The following is a 16,278-nucleotide window of genomic DNA, read 5'->3' as shown; positions in this document are numbered from 1 at the left end:
CGTCCGAAATTGCGTCGCATCAGCCCCTGAGACCCGTTCCGTTTTTTTGGAATCACGGAGCGGGTTTGTTTTGACGCGTTTCCGGTCGGCGAAACGGGGTCCGTTTTCTCTAGAAAGGCCTCAGAAGGGTCGCACCGTCATCAGCCCATAAGCGATCACCAGAAAGATGATTTGGGCGACAGCCATGCTGACCGCCCGGCCTTTGGCGCCGGCCACGGCGGCCTTGCGTGAGCGCACGCCGGCAATGCCGTGCAGGATGACGGCGATCAGGCCGATCCAAACGAAACCGGCGGTGTACCAGGACCCCATCACGGTCACGATCAGGCCGGTCAGTCCGACGAGGCCGGTGACCGCCATGGCCGCGATATAGACCGACTTGCGCCAACCGCCGAGCGCGGAGAAGCCGGCGGGAACGGTCGCCGCCACGAGGGCCCAGGCGATCGTGAACAGAAGCGCCAGGGGCGCCAGGCCCGTGTGGGCTTCGTTGATGACCATATACATGTCGAACTCCTGGTCGGCGGCGGAAACGAAGGTCTGCACGATCCGCTCGGATCGCTCAACGCGTCACCTCGTCTCCTCCAATCCGACCGGCCGCGTCAAGCGCACCTTGGAATCGATCTATCCGGCTGGCCGAGCCCGTGGCTATTTCTTCTTGCGCGCGATCAGTTTCGGCTGCTGTTCCGGCAGGATGCCCTGGGGTCGGGTGAGAAGCACGATCTCCAACAGAACGCCGACCAAGAGAACGCGGGCCGAGCTCGCCTGGGTCGCGAATTCCGCTGGCAGGCGGGCCACCAGGGTCTCCGTTCCTGACCAGACCAGCCAAACCACGATCGCGCCGAGGATGGCACCCTTGTTGTTGCCGCTGCCGCCGGCAATCAGCATCGCCCAGACGATGAAGGTCGCGAACACCGGCTCGAACGCGTCCGGCGAGATGAAGCCGATGAAGTGGGCGTAAAGCGCACCGGCAAAGCCCATCAGCGCCGAGCCGAACACGAAGGCCTGCAGGCGGAAGCGGCGCACGTCCTTGCCGGCGGCCTCGGTGGCATCCTCGTTGTCGCGGATCGCCCGAAGCACGCGGCCCCATGGCGCCTGCCGGGCGCGCTCCACCAGGAAATAGGTCAGCGCGACGCTGACGAGGGCAACCGCCAGGAAGACGTAGCCGGAGCCGTGGCCGTCATAGAAGGGGCGGGGAATGTCGGCGATGCCGCGCACGCCGTGGGACAGCCAGTCCTCGTTCTGGAACACGAAGCGGATGATTTCGGCGATGCCGATGGTGGCGATCGCCAGATAGTCCGATCTGAGATTGACGGTGATCGCCCCGATCAGCAGCGCGATCAGGCTGGAGACGATGATGGCCGCGACCACACCGATCAGGAAGGGCAGCGCATAGCCGCCCACATGCTCGATATTGGGCGCGCTGGTCAGGATCGCCGAGGTATAGGCGCCGACGGCGAAAAAGCCGGCGATGCCGATATTGATCTGCCCGGTCATGCCCCATTGGACGTTCAGGCCGAGCGCCAGGATGGCATAGATGGAGACCGTGGACAGGAAGAAGACGAGATAGCCGGCGAGGCCGCTCAGTTCCATGGGAGGCCTCCAGCGGCAAGGGCGTTCGAGCGGACCAGGGGCGTCACGAACCGCGTCATATCGAGGCCCCTTTGAACAGGCCGGTCGGCCGAACGATCAGCATCAGGACCAGGAGGGCGAAGGCGACCGCGTGCTTGTAGCCGGGGTCGATGAACATGGTCGACACCTCCATAGAGATGCCGATGACGAAGCCGCCGACGATGGCGCCGTAGGGCCGGCCGATGCCGCCCAGGATGGCGGCCGCGAACACCGGCAGAAGCAGGCGCCAGCCCATCACGGGATGCAGGCGGGTGTCCATGCCCAGGAACACGCCGGCGACGGCGGCAAGGGCCGCGGCGATCACCCAGGTGAGCATGATCATCCGGTAGGCCGGGATGCCTGAAATGCGGGCGAGATCCATGTTGTCGGCCATGGCGCGCATCGCCTTGCCGAACTTGGTGTAGGTCAGGAACAGATGCAGCGCGATGATGATGGCGATGGTGCCGCCGATGATCCAGAAATGGTCCGGCCGGATGATGATGTCGCCGAAGCGCATGGGAAGCTGGATGCCGCTGCGATAGACCATCGGCGCGGGTCCGGCGATGAGCTGCACGGCGGAACGCAGGATCAGCGCAAGCCCGAACGAGGAGATCAATAAGATCACCGTGTGGCTGCCGGTCCGAAGCGGGCGGTAGAGCAGATATTCCGCCGCCAGCGCCACGACCACCGCCAACGCGACCGCGATCGGGATCGAGGCCAGCGGCGACAGGCCCGCCAGAGAAACGCCGATCAGGCCGCCATAGGCCCCGATCGTCATCAGATCGCCATGGGCGAAATGGGCGAAGCGGAGGATCGAAAACACCAGCGAGACGCCGATCGCGCCGAGCGCCAGGATCGAGCCGGTGACGATGCCGTAGATGACGAGCTGCAGGAGATCGGTCACGGGCGGGAATCCTTGAACTTGCTCATCCGCTGGTCCTTTGAAGCCGATCGCCGCGTCTTATCCGCCGAGGAACATCTCGGCGATTTCCTTGTTGGCGAGCAGCCCCGCGCCGGTGTCGTCGAACCGGTTCTGCCCGTTGGCGAAGACGTAGCCGCGGTCGGCGATCGCCAGCGCCTGCTTGGCGTTCTGCTCCACCATCAAGATGCCGACGCCGAACTCGTTGACGCGCTTCACCTGGCGGAAGGTCTCGTCGATGAATTTCGGAGACAGCCCGGCGGTCGGCTCGTCGAGAAGCAGAAGCTTCGGCTCCAGCATCAGCGCGCGCCCCATCGCCACCATCTGCCGCTCGCCACCGGACATCTGTCCCACAGGCTGACGCTTGCGTTCGGCAAGTCGGGGAAACAGATCGTAGATCCGCTGCATTTGCGGGCGCCAGTCGTCCTTTCGGATGAAGGCGCCCATTTCCAGGTTTTCCTCCACCGACATGGAGGGAAACACGTTGCGCTCCTGGGGCACGTAGCAGACGCCCCGGGTCACCACGGTCTCCGGCTTCATGTTGGTGATGTCCCGGCCGTCGAACGCGATCGAGCCCTGGCGGATGGTCACCAGTCCGAACACCGCCTTCATGAAGGTCGACTTGCCCGCGCCGTTCGGGCCGACGATGACAACGATCTCCTCCGCCGAGAGCGTCAGGTTCAGGTCGGACAGGATGTCGGCGCCGCCGTACCCGCCGGTCACTCCGGTCGCTTCGAGAAGGGCCATGGCTTGCGCTCCCTCAGCTCGCGTCGGCCGTGTCGGCGTGGCCGAGATAGGCTTCGCGAACGGCTTCATTGGCCCGGATCTCGGCCATCGTGCCCTTTGTGAGCACGCTTCCTTGCGCCATGACGACGATCGGATCGCAAAGATCGGCGATCACGTCCATGTCGTGTTCGATCAGACAGAACGTGTAGCCGCGTTCTTCGTTGAGCCGGCGGATCGCGGTGGTAATGGCGCCGAGAAGGGTGCGGTTGACGCCGGCGCCGGGCTCGTCGAGGAGCACCATACGGGCATCGGTCATCATGGTCCGGCCGAGATCCAGCAGCTTCTTCTGGCCGCCGGACAAGGCGCCGGCCAGATTGTCGGCCACGTGGCTCAGGTTCAAAAAGTCCAGAACTTCGTCGACCTTGTCCAGAACCTCGGCGTCCTGGCGGCGCACCTGGCCCCATTGAAACCAGGAGGCGAACAGATTCTCGCCGCGCTGATGCGGCGGCACCAGCATAAGATTTTCGCGCACCGTCATGCGATAGAATTCGTGCGGGATCTGGAAGGTCCGCACCAACCCGCGATGGAACAGCCGATGCGGGGGCTGGCCGGTGATGTCCTCGCCCTCGAACAGGATGCGTCCGCTGTCGGGCTTGAGCACGCCCGCGACGATGTTGAACAGGGTCGATTTTCCCGCCCCGTTTGGGCCGATCAGCCCCGTGATGGAGCCTTCCTCGACGTCGAAGGAACAGCCGTCGACCGCGCGAATGCCGCCGAACGACAGCGAGACGTCCTCGATACGGATCAAGCGGGAGCTCCTTGGATCGTCGGCGGGCTAGGGTTTGACGAGGATCATCATACGCGCCGACCCTCGACAGCCCCTTCGTCACGGTGTCGCGTTCCGCGCCAGGAGTCCAGCCATACCAACCGCCGGGAATCTCCAGTTGTGTGGCCGCAGGCGGCGGAGACGCGCGCAAAGGGTGCGTTCGGCGGGTGGTTACGCAATCTCACCGAGAAATACAAGCACATCGGGTAACGCTGACAACAGACAGGCGTGGATTGAGATGATCCGAATTTCTAGCGCTCGAATTTGAACAATTTTTTCCTAATTTTTCCGAAAGAGAGGAATGAAACTCCGATATGTTGTGGAGACGGGTGGATGCGCGGTCGTTTGCGGGGGTGATATTCGTCCATGCTAATATACATGGAGGAGGCATCGGATGATGCAGGGCCGGCCCTTGGTCTGTCATGGTTTCGTCTCATCCGAGCGCTTCGGTTGTGATCCGGAGAAGATCTCTCGTCCGCTTTCGGCGGATACGACTGCATTCCCGCCCCAGCGTCAAAGTGGCGCTTTTCACCACGAGGATTGATGATGGCCCAAAGCGAAACGATCGGCGGAGCCACTCTTGAAACCCTGACGCCGCAGGAGGTGAAGGACCGTTTCGATCGCAACGAGATCGTGATTATCGACGTGCGGACTCCGGCGGAGTTCGCCTTCGAGCACATCGCTGGCGCGATGTTGTATCCGATGTCGTCGTTCGACCCGGCCAAGCTTCCCGGCCAGACGGAAAAAGCGATCGTCTTTCACTGCGGTTCCGGCATTCGCTCCAAACGGGTCGCCCAGGCGTGCGCATCTGTCGGAATGACGAAGCTTGCGCACATGGAGGGTGGCTTCGGCGCGTGGAAGAGCGCAGGCCTGCCCTACCTGGCAGTCGATCCGGCGACCGGTTCGATGGTCTCGAAGCCTTAGAAGCTGCGGCTTTAAGACGTCCCCGGGGCGCCCCGAACGGGCGGATTTTCCGGGCCGGACGGCTTCTGCCGGGCCGTCCGGCTTTTGCCTCGGGGCGTTGCACTCACGAGGGGCGGCGTGCACGGCCAATCGCCGCACCGCCTTTTCGAAATATGCGAAGGGTGTCTCTGTTCGTAAAAATTTCAGATAAAGTGTGTCTCCAATAAAAACGCGGTCTTGCAGGACGAGACGGGGTCGCCGCGCACCGGATATGCGCGTTCCAATACCGGCCGCAGGCGGTTTGGGGATATCGATAGCGGGCAGGAAACTGACAGGGGGCTGTCGATCTTGGAGATCGCCGTTGGACCGGCAGAGCTTGAGTTCGGGCGCGACGACCATCCGAAAGCGCAGGCGCCAGGGTGGTGGCCGGCTGCCGGATCGGCCTGGCATCGTGACCGCTTTTGTCGACCTGGAATGAGACTCGCAGGGCTCGGTCTTCCCGCTCCCGCAAGCGTCGGACGCGACCGTGGCGTTTCGGCCAGCGATCGGTCGCCATGAGGGTGCCGGCGCGGACAGGCGATGCCATCCGAGGCAGATTCCCGGCGGTCGGCCGCGAGGATCCTAAATGATCGCTTTTACACGAACCCGATCGGTTCTGCTCGTCGCAACGATCGTGGGCGTCGTGTATCTCCTTCTCGGCATCGGTGCGCTCGTCTTGCTCGACAGCCTCGACGTTGCGTTCTCGCGCTTCCCGGCGGCCGACCTGATTGCAAAGCTCGTCATGTTTGCGGTTTTGCCGCTGACGGTTTTCGTTCTTTTTTTCCTTCCCGGCCTTGGCCGGCTGGCCGCCACCGAGGAGGAGCTCGTCCGCGCCACCAGGGCGGGGCGGATCGGCACCTGGACCTACGATCCGGCAACGCAGGAAGCTTTTCTGGGCAAGCCGGAGCTGGCGCTGATGGGGGATCGCTCGCATGCGCCGGGTTGGTATCCGGCTTTCGACTTAATCCATCCCGACGATGTGGAGCGCGTGAAACGCACGCTGTCGCGTGCCTTTGATGCCGGCGCCCAGGAATGCCGCAACATCTACCGGATCAACAGCGCCGACGGACAACACCGGTTGGTTGAGGCGCGCGGCGCGATCGTGCGCGACGCAAGCGGCACGCCGATCCATGTGCGAGGCGTCCACGTCGACATCTCCGGCCGTCCGGTGGTCGGCACCGATCCCCATGACACCTATGGGATTGCGCTCAGCCTACGCGAACAGGCGCTGAATTCGGTTCGCGAGGGAGTGTTGCTGGTCGATATGCTGTTGGAGGAGCAGCCGATCATCTACGCCAACGACGGCTTCCTACGGCTGACCGGTTACAGCGAGGATGAGGTGCTCGGCCAAAATTGCCGGTTTCTCCAGGCCGGCGATCGGAGCCAGCCGGGTATCAAGCTGTTGCGGGAAGGGCTTCGCGACGGCCGCGCGCTGCGGGTGACGCTGCGCAACTACCGCAAGAACGGCACCATGTTCTGGAACGAGCTCTCGCTGGCCCCGATTTATCAGGAAGGCGGCGTGATCACGCACTATGCCGGCGTGGTCCACGACGTCACCGAGGCGGTCGAGGGACTGAACAAGATGCGCGAGGCCGCCTACCAGGACGGCTTGACGGGCATCCGCAATCGTCTCGGTTTCGAGCGCGACTTGGAGGTGCTGGTCTCCGAGCGCGGACCGCGCATCGCGGTGGTCGTGCTGGTCAATGTGCGCGGCATGAGCGCCTTCAACGAAAGCTACGGGATGGACACCGGCGACCGGCTCTTGTCGGCGATCGCGCGGCGGCTGCGCTCCAATCAGCTTCCCGGACGGCTGGCGGCGCGCACCGGGGGCAACGAGTTCGCCTTCGCCTTCGCCGCCGCCACCCACTCCGATTGCGAGCGTGCCGTTGAAGAATTGAAGGCGGTGCTCGCGGAGCCCTTCACTGTGTCCGGCGGGCGGACGACGGTGTTGCTGTCGGTGGGCTGGGCGACAACGGTGCACGGTCCGGAAGCCGTTATCTTGCTGCGCAATGCGGAGATCGCGCTGCTGGAAGCCCGCAGGTCGTCGTCGGTGGCGGTGACGCGCCGCTTCGAGCCGGCAATGGCCCTGGCGTCGCACCAGCGTGCGCAAATGGTCGCAGGCATGCGCGAGGCGATTGCGCGCGACGAACTGACCTTCTTCTACCAGCCGATCGTCGACCTCACCTCCGGCCGGATCGTGCAGGTGGAGGCGCTGATGCGCTGGCATCATCCAACGTACGGTCCGCAATCGCCGGCGAGTTTCATTCCGCTGGCGGAGGAATCCGGGCTTATCGGTGCGCTTGGAGAGTGGGGCATCGACAGGGCCGCTCGGTTCGCCGCCAGGCTGGCGCGGACCTTTTCCGATCCGATCCCGGTCTCCGTCAACGTCTCCGGCGCCCAGTTCGGCACCACGCCGGTGCTGGACCAGCTTCTCGCGGCGGTTGCACACTACGAGATCGAACCGAACCGCCTGGTGGTGGAGCTGACGGAGTCCGTGCTCGCCGACGAGGCGCGGGTGGTTGGACAGTTGACCGAGATCCATGAGGCTGGCTTCAAGATCGCCATCGACGATTTCGGCACCGGCTATTCCTCGCTCAGCTACCTGCAGAACTATCCGATCCAGGAGCTCAAGATCGACAAGGGCTTCGTCCAGAAGCTGGAGTTCGATCGCTACAGCGCCAAGATCGTTCAGATGTGCCTGGAACTCGCCGAAGAAATCGGGTGCGTGGTGATTGCGGAAGGGGTGGAGACCGATACCCAGGCCGACCTTCTGAAGCAGCTCGGATGCTCGCTCGCGCAGGGGTACCTCTATGCGCGCCCGATGTCGGAAGATGCGTTGTGCGCGCTCCTGAACGACTGGTCGCTGGAATGCGCGCTTGCGCTCGCGGAGCACGGACCGCCTCGGTCCTGATGCGACTTTTTTGCATCAATCTGCGTTTCCGTTAGGGGTTTGTTCACGCTAGCGCGCGGATCGGCTGGCTTCGCCCCACAATCGTCACCAGATCGCGAAACGAATGCCGGATTGGAGCGTTGATCTGACGCTCAAGCCGGTCTCGGCAGACCGACCCGGCGAAGGGCGCCTATGCGCGCCCGATACGTATTCTCAGTAAGGTGACGAACATGATGGTACTGCGTCGATTTGCACTTGCCGGAGCCGGGATGTGCTTCGCAGCCGCCCCGGCGCTCGCAGCCGATCTCCCCGAAGAGACCTATAGCGCGCCGCCGGTTCAGACTGCTCCGGCCCAGGTCTATGACTGGACCGGCATCTATCTCGGTCTTCACGCCGGCTGGCTCGGCGGCGACGTCGATCCCGACTTTTCCGGTGCCGGCGGTGCGGACGGCAGCGCCTTCACCGGCGGCTTCCACGCCGGCGCCAACTATATGGTCACGCCCCAGTTCCTCGTCGGTATCGAAGGCGATGTCGATGGCACCAGCTTCGATGAAGATGGGCAGTTCCAACCCGGCGTGACGGGCAATGCCAACATCAACTGGACGTCGAGCATCCGCGGTCGTGCCGGCTTCGCCTTCGATCGCTTCCTTGCCTACGGCACCGGCGGTGTCGCGTTCGCCGACGTGGACGTGTCGAGCGCGGGCGTGAAGGAGTCCAACACCCACACCGGCTGGACCGTCGGCGCGGGCCTGGAGGGCATGATCACGCCGAACATCACGGCCCGGGTCGAGTATCTCTATGCCGACTACGGCAGCCAGGACTACACCTTCGGCGGCACCACCACCGATGTCGACGTGACGTCCAACGTCGTGCGGGCGGGCGTGTCCTACAAGTTCTGAGCCGGAACGTTTTCAGGCGAAGCGGGCACCGCTTCGCCTGGTGACGCTTGAGAGGCGCCTTCGGGCGCCTTTTTTCTTTGCCACAATTATGGTTTACGGCTGTTAAGGTTAATTGCGTTAAGGTAAACACGCGTTAAACGTATTATTTAAAATTTTAGGCGAAAACATCTCTGACCACGCGTTCAGTTGAGTCGCTTCGAATCAGTAATCGATCTCTTCTTGGGGACGGATTCGGACGCTGATCGTGGGCTTTGTTCGAGACGATCAGGGGTGTAACGAGTATGATTGCTTCTCGCCTAGTTTCGGCGGCCGTTCTTGCCGCAGCCATGACCGGATCTGCTGTCGCCGCAGACCTTCCCGACATCGTGTTCGAGGAGCCGGTGCCGCTGCCCGAGCCGAGCCGGTTCGATTGGAGTGGCTTCTATTTCGGTGGCCACGCCGGCGTTATGGCCGGTTCCGTCGATCCCGCGCTGCCGGGCAAGCCGATTTACGAGAACGCCTTCGTCGGCGGTGCCCATGTCGGCGTGTCGGCGATGCTTACGCCGATGTTCGTGATCGGCCTGGAAGGCGATATCGACATGTCCAACTATGACCAGACCCGCGACTATGGCGGCAATCCGGTCAATGGTCGGATCGACTGGACTGGCTCGGCCCGCGGTCGTGTCGGCGCCGCTTTCGGCCAATTCTGGATCGCGGACAACATCCAGGCCTACGCCACGGCCGGTGTCGCGTTCGCCCGAATCCGGGCCCAGACGCCGGGCTATACCGACGCGGCCAACCATACCGGCTACACAGTCGGCGGTGGCGTCGAAGCCGCGATCACGAAGAATGTCAGCGCCCGCGTCGAATATCTCTTCACGGAGTATTCCAACGAGCTCTATGCGCTCGGGCCGTCGGTCGGGACCGTCGAAATGGACGCCCGGACCAACGTCGTGCGCGGCGGCATCAGCTACTATTTCTGATGATTTAGAAATGGCTCGAGCCCGCTCGGCTTGAGCCATTCTCCTCTGGTCGGATCGATTCGATCCGCGCAAAAAAATGCGTCCGTGCCGATCGGATCGATCAATTCCGGTCGGCGGGATGCCAAGCGCCCAGCAACGCGCCCGTTGGTCGGGCGCTCGGATTGCTTCGTTTTAGGCGTTTGCGCACGGCGAAACCGTCCGGCATCGCCTGGAAACGCGTTCGGGCTGGATATGCGCTTCGCCCGCATGGCTTTCTTCTTTCCCCAACCTCGCCGGTCGCTACGAAAAACCGGGGGTGCATTTTGCGCGCCACTCGTGGTCCATATCCGGGTCGTCCCGCAAAAACGCATGAACCGACGCAAAATGCATAGAGCGAATGCCCTAGTCGCCTATTGATGAGGTGCGACAGAGCTCGGCATCTCGTAATTATGACAGGCGGGGGTCCCAGGTTATGCGTGCGATCTTTGCGGTTCCATGTGATAGGCGCCGGGTAGGGGGCGATGGGTCGACCATCGGGCGAAGATTTACAATGGAACTACTGACACAAGCGTTGGGGACGCTGGACCGGTTGCGGCGGGCGACTTCTCTACGTGACGTGACTAAGTGTGTCGATCAGGTGGTCCTGACGGTGGGGTTGTCCGGTTTTGGATTTTACAAATCGGGATTGCGCGACCGGCCGGGATCGCGTGTCCTCCTGCTAGACGGGTGGGACAAGGCCTGGAGCCGGACCTATCAGGACGGCAATTATCTCGACCACGATCCGATCGTCGGATTCGCGGAAGCGTGCATCGATCCTTATCGGTGGAGCACGGTTCGCAAGGCCGGCGCGTTGTCCGACGCGGAACAAGAAGTGTTGGATTCCGCCGCCGATCACGGGCTTGTCGACGGGGTCGGTGTTCCCGTGCGCAGCGTGGCGTTCTCACCCGGCGTTGCCGTGTTCGGCGGTTCAACGGCCGATCTCGGGCCGGATGAGATGGCTTTCTTGCAGCTGGTGGCCGCAAATGCCCACGTGCGCCTGACCGGCGCTGTCGTCCATTCCGTACCCGACTCGTCGGAGAGGGGCGTGCTGACGCGCCGCGAGCGCGAATGTCTGCAATGGTGCGCGGAGGGCAAGACGAGCTGGGAGATCAGCCAGATCCTGTCGATTTCGCAGCACACGGCGGATTGGTATCTGGCATCCGCGTCGCGCAAGCTCGCCGCCTCCAATCGGCTGCATGCGGTCGCCGAAGCGCTGCGGCGCGGGCTGATTAGCTAGAGCGCTTCCGGGCCAAGCGGAAAACGGTTGGCCCGGAAGCGCGTCGAAACGAGAACTTAGACCCGCTCCGCGATTCGGAGAAAAGCGGAACGGGTCTGGAAGTACGCTGCTGGAAGGCCGTCACAGGTAGGTGGCGACCAGGTAGACGATGAGGGCAAGGACTGCGATCGTTCCAAGACCGCGGCCAAGTCGCCGGCCCCAGATCTCCGCCCAATCGTCGGGATCGCGGTCCGGCATCGTCCGTCACCGGCTCTTGATGCAGAGCGCGCCGAGCAGGCTCACGAGGGCGAGGACGAAGGAGACGACCGCGTTCCAGCCGGCGAAGGACAGCGACAGGATCCGCAGGGCCGGATCTGTACAGCTCGCGATCTGGGTGGTTTTCAGCGTGTCGAGCAGGCTGCCCGCGTTGCGGATCATCGTATCGGCCGGAGCGCAGTCGGTCGGGCCGGTCCAAAAGCCCCATTCCGCGCCGGCCTGATAGACGCCAAGATAACAGCCATAGGCCATCACCAGGGCGAACGCGAACAGCAGCAGGCGGCCGGTCGTGACGCGCCCGACGGCTGCAACCCAGAGGGCGAGCGCGGCGAGCGGTATTCCGACATAGTAGGGAATGCGCTGCTTTAGGCAGAGCGGGCAGGGGACGTAGCCGCCGATCAGTTCGAAACCCCAGGCGGCCAGGATGGTCGCGAGGGCGAGGACGAGCGCCAGGCCCGCAACGAGCATGAGGCGTTGACGGGAGACAGGGGTCAAGATCGGCTCCAATCGGGCAAAGGGCTCAGCGAGCGCGATCGTACCGTCGATTCGCGGTGCTGAACCGTCGTCGCGCCCGCCGAAATCCGCGAACGCAGCTACATTTTCATCAGATGCGGGATGTGGCCCCGTCAATCGGGTTCCACGGGGGCATGGCAGAACTGTGGCCGGCGGGCCTCGAACGCGGCCGGCCGGTCACAGCAGATATTTGGCGACCACGAAGCCGCCGATCAGCAGCACGACGGCGACGGTGAACACCAGGCCGAGGCGCTTCTCGATGAACGCCTTGATGGGCGGGCCGAACAGGTAGAGCAGCCCGGACACCGCAAAGAAGCGAATGCCGCGCGACAGCACGCTCGCGATCATGAAGACCACGAAATCGAGCCCGGTGGCGCCGGATGCGATCGTGATCACCTTGTAGGGAAAGGGCGTCAGGCCTGCGATGAAGACGATCCAGGCCCCGTAGTCGTTGTAGCGCGCGGCGAACGATTCGAATTTGTCGGCGTAACCGTAAAAGGCGAGGATCGGCTGAGCGATCGCTTCGAAGGCCGCATAGCCGATCAGGTAGCCCAGCGCGCCGCCGATCACCGAGGCGATGGTGCAAATGGTCGCGAACCAGAACGCCCGGCTGCGATTGGCGATCACCATCGGGATCAGGAGCGCATCCGGTGGGATCGGAAAGACCGAGCTTTCGGCGAACGAAACGCCCGCGAGCGCTGCCGGGGCATGGCGACCGGCGGCCAGGGACAGAGTCTTGTCGTAAAGGCGACGCAGCATCGCTCGGACCTTCGCATGGCGGGGAAATGGCAGGCGAGCGCGCAGCGCCCATGTCCGCGCGCGTGCATAGAGGAAAACGTCGTCGTTGACGAGACGGCGCGGCGGATCACCCGTCGCCGGGGCGGGACTCCTTGCGCCGGGCCGTGACCTCGATCTCGACCTTCATTTCCGGGCGGATCAGGTCGCAAACGATCATGGTCGCCGCCGGTCGGATCTCGCCGAACACCGCGCCTACAACCTCGAACACGGTGTCCGCGTACTCCGGATCGGTGATGTAGTAGTGCACCCGCACGACGTCCGCGAATTCAGACTCCGCATCGTGAAGGGCGCTCTCGATGGTCGAAAGCGCGTTGCGCGCCTGGTCGGCCACGTCCTCCGGCATCTCCATTTTGGCGTAGTCGTAGCCGGTCGTGCCGGAGACGAATACCCAGCGACCGTCCACGACGGCCCGGGAATAGCCGGCCTTGGCCTCGAAGGGCGACCCGGTCGAGATCAGTCGTCTGGTCATCGGCAGTTTCTCCATGTGAGCGATAGCGGACGTTCGCCTTGACACGATCGCGGCGGCGCGCTGCAACTCGGTTTTACCGCAATCTGGCCAGAGGTGCCGTCCGTGTCGAAGACCTTTTACGGCAATTATTTCGAGGATTTCACCATCGGCATGGTGATCCGGCACGCGACACCGCGCACGGTGACCGCCGGCGACGTGGCACTCTATACCGGGCTCTACGGGACCCGCTTCGCGGTTCAGTCCTCCGATGCCTTTGCCCACGCGCTCGGTTATCCGCACGCCCCGGTGGACGATCTCCTCGTCTTCCATGTCGTGTTCGGCAAGACGGTTCCCGATATCTCTCTCAATGCCGTCGCCAATCTCGGCTATGCCGGCTGCCGTTTCCTGGCCCCTGTCTATCCCGGCGATACACTCTATGCGGTCTCCGAAGTGATTGGCCTGAAAGAGAATTCCAACGGCAAGACCGGCGTCGTCTATGTCCGCTCCACCGGCTACAAATCGGACGGCACCGAGGTGCTCGACTATGTGCGCTGGGTGATGGTGCGCAAGCGCGATCCCGCCACGCCGCCGCCAGAACCGCATGTGCCGGAGCTTCCCGCGGCCCTGGACGCCGACATGCTCGGCGACGCGGTGCCGCTTCTGGATATGGACGAGTGGGAGGAGGCTTTTGCCGGGTCGCCCTTCCGCCATGAGCACTATGAGATCGGCGAGCGGATCGACCATGTCGACGGCATGACGATCGAGGAAGCCGAGCATCAGATTGCCACCCGGCTCTACCAGAACACCGCCAAGGTTCACTTCAACCAGCACACTGAGGGCGAGGGGCGATTCGGCCGGCGATTGATCTATGGCGGCCACATCATTTCGCTCGCCCGCGGGCTGTCCTTCAACGGGATCGCTTCGGCCTTCCACGTTGCCGCTATCAACGGGGGGCGCCATGTCGCGCCTGCCTTTGCGGGCGACACGATCTATGCGTGGTCGGAAGTGATCGACAAGGGCGAGATCCCCGGCCGCCGCGATGTCGGGGCGCTTCGGCTGAGGACGATCGCGACCAAGGACCGGCCGTGCACGGATTTCCCGGATCTCGACGCCGAAGGACGTTACGATCCGGCGGTCGTGCTCGATCTCGACTATTGGGCGCTGCTTCCATTGTAAGGCCGTCACCCGAAACGAAAGGTCGCCGAAAAACCACCACAAAGGTCGCCTTTGTCCGCTTTGTCGAAGCGGTCCCATTCCGGGCCTGGCCGAAGTGGGCGATACGGCAATGGGCGGCGAACGGACGCCAGAGCGTTTCCAGGCCAAGTGGAAGCCGGTTGGCCTGGAAACGCGTCGAAACACTAACTTAGATTCGCTCCGCGAGTCCGACAAAAGCGGACCGAGTCTCGCACGCAGGCAGCTGGACCGGCTGCCGCCCTGGCTGTTGGCCGTGTCGATTCTTGGCCATGTGGTCGTGATCGGCGGCTTGGGGCTTCTGGCCTTTCGCGCGCCTGCGGTCCGGCGTCCCGAGCGCCCGGTTTCCGTGGAGATTCTGAGCCAGACGCAGTTCGAGGCGCTGAGGCGTCCGGCCGCGCCGCCGCAGGAGCCTGCCGCCGAGCCGAGCCCGCCTCCGCCGGAGGAAGTTGACGCTCTCAGTCCTCCGCCGTCGGACGACGGGTTGATCCAGGCCGAGCGGATCTTGTCGTCGGCGGTGCTGGACGATCCGCGCAACGCCGAGACGCGCCGGACCTTGTTCGGCCTTTCCGCCGACGAGCGGATGATCCAGCTCTGCAACGCCGAAGCGCTGGAGCAGGTGCGGGCCTGGAACGCGGAGTTCGATCCCGACTATCTCGTGGCCTACGCCATGGCGGAGCTGAACTTCGACAAGTTGCGCCTGCGCGCCGAAGGCGGCGCGATCCGTTCCCGGCATCTTTGGTACGAAATCCGCTACACCTGCGATGTCGCTCCTGAGCTAACCGAGGTGACGGCCTTCAGCTTCCATGTCGGCGATGCGATCCCGCGGGAGGAGTGGGCGGAGCACTATCTCACTGCGGGCGACACCACGGAGTAGGCGCAACGCGGATGGTGCCTTTCCTCATCCCCCTCTTGGGGAACTGCCCACCGATTCGAGGCATTGACAAAGGGGTGTGTGGGATTTGCTCCCCCAGCCTGTGGGCCGAGTGTCGCAAATGCGTCGAAAACTCGGTTGTCGACGTCGCAGGCACGCCAGCCTCGCACCGGCCTGACAGGCCATGATGATCGTTAGACTGCCGCGATTTGGCATCGCGCAGGTGCGCCTGGAACTTGCTCGGGGATTGGTCATGGTCGAATTCTCTTCTGCCGCCGCGTCGGCCAAGCTGTCCGCTTCCATCGAAGCGGCACCGCGTCAGATCCTCGAGATCGCCGATCTCGAGCGGCTGTTCCCGGCGGGAACCCGGGTCTATCTGCCGGAAATCCGCAATGTGCCGATGACGGTGCAGGTCGAAGCCGCGCGCCGACTGTCGCGCGCCGGACTAATCCCGGTTCCCCATGTCGCGGTGCGCCGGGTGGAAAGTCGGGGGGCGCTCGCCCAGCGGCTGGCCCGGCTCGCACGCGATGGCGGGGCCTCGGAAGCGCTCGTGATTGCGGGCGATGTCGACCAGCCTGCTGGCCCGTTTTCCTCGTCGATGGAGGCGCTTGCGACCGGCATCTTCGCCGACCAGGGCTTTTCCACGCTGGCGGTCGCCGGGCATCCCACCGGCTTTGCCCATGCCGACGAGGAGGGGCTCCTGAGCGCGCTTTCCTGGAAGAACGAGTTTGCCGCGCGCACCGGGACCAATATGCGGATCGTTACCCAGTTCGGGTTCGATCCACGCCGGGTGGTCGCCTGGACGCGCCGCCTGGAGCGCTCCGGCAACCGGCTTCCGATCCATGTCGGCCTTGCGGGTCCGGCCAAGATCGGGACGCTTTTGAAATATGCCGGGCTGTGCGGCGTCGGCGCGTCGATGTCGGTGTTGCGACAGAATGCCGATGCCTATGCGGTCCTGGCGACGAGTTACAGCGCTGAGGCGGTGCTGGGGCCGATCGATGCCTATATCCGCTCGGAGCCGGTCAGCTCCATCGCCATGGCGCACATCTATCCGTTCGGGGGCTTGCGCCGAACCGCCGATTGGCTGGTGTCGCGCGGGACCTGGCCGCTGCCAGTCGAAGCGCCCGCAGCGGCGAGCGACGGCGGGATCTGACCCTCTTTTCTCCTTCTTGAAC

At 63.8% G+C, this 16,278-nt stretch carries 16 protein-coding genes; 8 read left to right on the top strand and 8 right to left on the bottom strand.

Annotated elements, in window-relative coordinates; translation table 11 throughout:
* Positions 1-120 precede the first annotated feature (120 nt).
* From HNS03_RS10880 to HNS03_RS10860, 5 genes are all read right to left on the bottom strand, one after another.
* Entirely contained in the window at positions 121-540 is a 420-nt protein-coding gene (locus HNS03_RS10880; protein WP_367195253.1) for a hypothetical protein, read from the bottom strand.
* A gap of 102 nt (positions 541-642) precedes the next feature.
* The gene (locus HNS03_RS10875) at positions 643-1,587 is read right to left on the bottom strand and encodes a branched-chain amino acid ABC transporter permease (RefSeq protein ID WP_367195252.1); all 945 of its coding nucleotides are present in this window, start codon (positions 1,585-1,587) and stop codon (positions 643-645) included.
* A gap of 55 nt (positions 1,588-1,642) precedes the next feature.
* A complete protein-coding gene (locus HNS03_RS10870) occupies positions 1,643-2,509 on the bottom strand; it encodes a branched-chain amino acid ABC transporter permease (RefSeq protein ID WP_367195251.1) in 867 nt (288 codons plus the stop codon).
* A 57-nt stretch (positions 2,510-2,566) separates the two neighbouring features.
* The gene (locus tag HNS03_RS10865) at positions 2,567-3,271 is read right to left on the bottom strand and encodes an ABC transporter ATP-binding protein (protein ID WP_367195250.1); all 705 of its coding nucleotides are present in this window, start codon (positions 3,269-3,271) and stop codon (positions 2,567-2,569) included.
* A gap of 13 nt (positions 3,272-3,284) precedes the next feature.
* A complete protein-coding gene (locus tag HNS03_RS10860; protein WP_367195248.1) occupies positions 3,285-4,058 on the bottom strand; it encodes an ABC transporter ATP-binding protein in 774 nt (257 codons plus the stop codon).
* Positions 4,059-4,622: 564 nt separating this feature from the next.
* Here HNS03_RS10860 and HNS03_RS10855 point away from each other — a divergent pair.
* From HNS03_RS10855 to HNS03_RS10835, 5 genes are all read left to right on the top strand, one after another.
* Positions 4,623-5,000: a rhodanese-like domain-containing protein gene (locus HNS03_RS10855; RefSeq protein ID WP_367195246.1), complete on the top strand. Its 378-nt coding sequence runs from the start codon at positions 4,623-4,625 to the stop codon at positions 4,998-5,000.
* A 604-nt stretch (positions 5,001-5,604) separates the two neighbouring features.
* Positions 5,605-7,929 (top strand): putative bifunctional diguanylate cyclase/phosphodiesterase, encoded by a 2,325-nt coding sequence (locus HNS03_RS10850; RefSeq protein WP_367195245.1) that lies wholly within the window; start codon positions 5,605-5,607, stop codon positions 7,927-7,929.
* A gap of 209 nt (positions 7,930-8,138) precedes the next feature.
* Positions 8,139-8,807: an outer membrane protein gene (locus HNS03_RS10845; RefSeq protein WP_367195243.1), complete on the top strand. Its 669-nt coding sequence runs from the start codon at positions 8,139-8,141 to the stop codon at positions 8,805-8,807.
* Between the two features lie 281 nt (positions 8,808-9,088).
* The gene (locus HNS03_RS10840) at positions 9,089-9,769 is read left to right on the top strand and encodes an outer membrane protein (RefSeq protein WP_367195241.1); all 681 of its coding nucleotides are present in this window, start codon (positions 9,089-9,091) and stop codon (positions 9,767-9,769) included.
* 529 nt (positions 9,770-10,298) lie between these two features.
* Positions 10,299-11,024 carry an autoinducer binding domain-containing protein gene (locus HNS03_RS10835; RefSeq protein ID WP_367195240.1) on the top strand — a complete coding sequence of 242 codons (726 nt, stop codon included), beginning with the start codon at positions 10,299-10,301 and terminating at the stop codon, positions 11,022-11,024.
* Positions 11,025-11,267: 243 nt separating this feature from the next.
* Here the strand turns inward: HNS03_RS10835 and HNS03_RS10830 are convergent, their stop codons facing one another.
* From HNS03_RS10830 to HNS03_RS10820, 3 genes are all read right to left on the bottom strand, one after another.
* The gene (locus HNS03_RS10830; RefSeq protein WP_367195319.1) at positions 11,268-11,747 is read right to left on the bottom strand and encodes a disulfide bond formation protein B; all 480 of its coding nucleotides are present in this window, start codon (positions 11,745-11,747) and stop codon (positions 11,268-11,270) included.
* 222 nt (positions 11,748-11,969) lie between these two features.
* On the bottom strand, positions 11,970-12,551 hold the full coding sequence (locus HNS03_RS10825; RefSeq protein WP_367195238.1) for a YqaA family protein: 582 nt from the start codon (positions 12,549-12,551) through the stop codon (positions 11,970-11,972).
* A gap of 106 nt (positions 12,552-12,657) precedes the next feature.
* Positions 12,658-13,059, bottom strand: coding sequence for a RidA family protein (locus tag HNS03_RS10820; RefSeq protein ID WP_367195237.1), 402 nt, complete (start codon positions 13,057-13,059; stop codon positions 12,658-12,660).
* Between the two features lie 102 nt (positions 13,060-13,161).
* Between HNS03_RS10820 and HNS03_RS10815 the strand changes: the two genes are divergently transcribed.
* From HNS03_RS10815 to HNS03_RS10805, 3 genes are all read left to right on the top strand, one after another.
* Complete coding sequence (locus tag HNS03_RS10815; protein ID WP_367195236.1) at positions 13,162-14,214, top strand: MaoC family dehydratase; 1,053 nt, start codon at positions 13,162-13,164, stop codon at positions 14,212-14,214.
* A gap of 271 nt (positions 14,215-14,485) precedes the next feature.
* Positions 14,486-15,106 (top strand): DUF930 domain-containing protein, encoded by a 621-nt coding sequence (locus HNS03_RS10810; protein ID WP_367195234.1) that lies wholly within the window; start codon positions 14,486-14,488, stop codon positions 15,104-15,106.
* Between the two features lie 250 nt (positions 15,107-15,356).
* The gene (locus tag HNS03_RS10805) at positions 15,357-16,256 is read left to right on the top strand and encodes a methylenetetrahydrofolate reductase (protein ID WP_367195233.1); all 900 of its coding nucleotides are present in this window, start codon (positions 15,357-15,359) and stop codon (positions 16,254-16,256) included.
* Positions 16,257-16,278: the final 22 nt, after the last annotated feature.

Origin of the sequence: Amorphus sp. 3PC139-8, assembly GCF_040750475.1 — a bacterium.
Classification (GTDB): domain Bacteria; phylum Pseudomonadota; class Alphaproteobacteria; order Rhizobiales; family Amorphaceae; genus Amorphus.
The sequence above is the reverse complement of the archived record's forward strand: the minus strand, read 5'-3'. Positions and strand labels throughout refer to the sequence as shown.

Coding starts and splice junctions, on each gene's coding strand:
- HNS03_RS10875 (WP_367195252.1), bottom strand. CDS start 1,587: ATGGAACTGAGCGGCCTCGCCGGCTATCTCGTCTTCTTCCTGTCCACG.
- HNS03_RS10865 (WP_367195250.1), bottom strand. CDS start 3,271: ATGGCCCTTCTCGAAGCGACCGGAGTGACCGGCGGGTACGGCGGCGCC.
- HNS03_RS10855 (WP_367195246.1), top strand. CDS start 4,623: ATGGCCCAAAGCGAAACGATCGGCGGAGCCACTCTTGAAACCCTGACG.
- HNS03_RS10850 (WP_367195245.1), top strand. CDS start 5,605: ATGATCGCTTTTACACGAACCCGATCGGTTCTGCTCGTCGCAACGATC.
- HNS03_RS10845 (WP_367195243.1), top strand. CDS start 8,139: ATGATGGTACTGCGTCGATTTGCACTTGCCGGAGCCGGGATGTGCTTC.
- HNS03_RS10840 (WP_367195241.1), top strand. CDS start 9,089: ATGATTGCTTCTCGCCTAGTTTCGGCGGCCGTTCTTGCCGCAGCCATG.
- HNS03_RS10835 (WP_367195240.1), top strand. CDS start 10,299: ATGGAACTACTGACACAAGCGTTGGGGACGCTGGACCGGTTGCGGCGG.
- HNS03_RS10830 (WP_367195319.1), bottom strand. CDS start 11,747: ATGCTCGTTGCGGGCCTGGCGCTCGTCCTCGCCCTCGCGACCATCCTG.
- HNS03_RS10825 (WP_367195238.1), bottom strand. CDS start 12,551: ATGCTGCGTCGCCTTTACGACAAGACTCTGTCCCTGGCCGCCGGTCGC.
- HNS03_RS10820 (WP_367195237.1), bottom strand. CDS start 13,059: ATGACCAGACGACTGATCTCGACCGGGTCGCCCTTCGAGGCCAAGGCC.
- HNS03_RS10805 (WP_367195233.1), top strand. CDS start 15,357: ATGGTCGAATTCTCTTCTGCCGCCGCGTCGGCCAAGCTGTCCGCTTCC.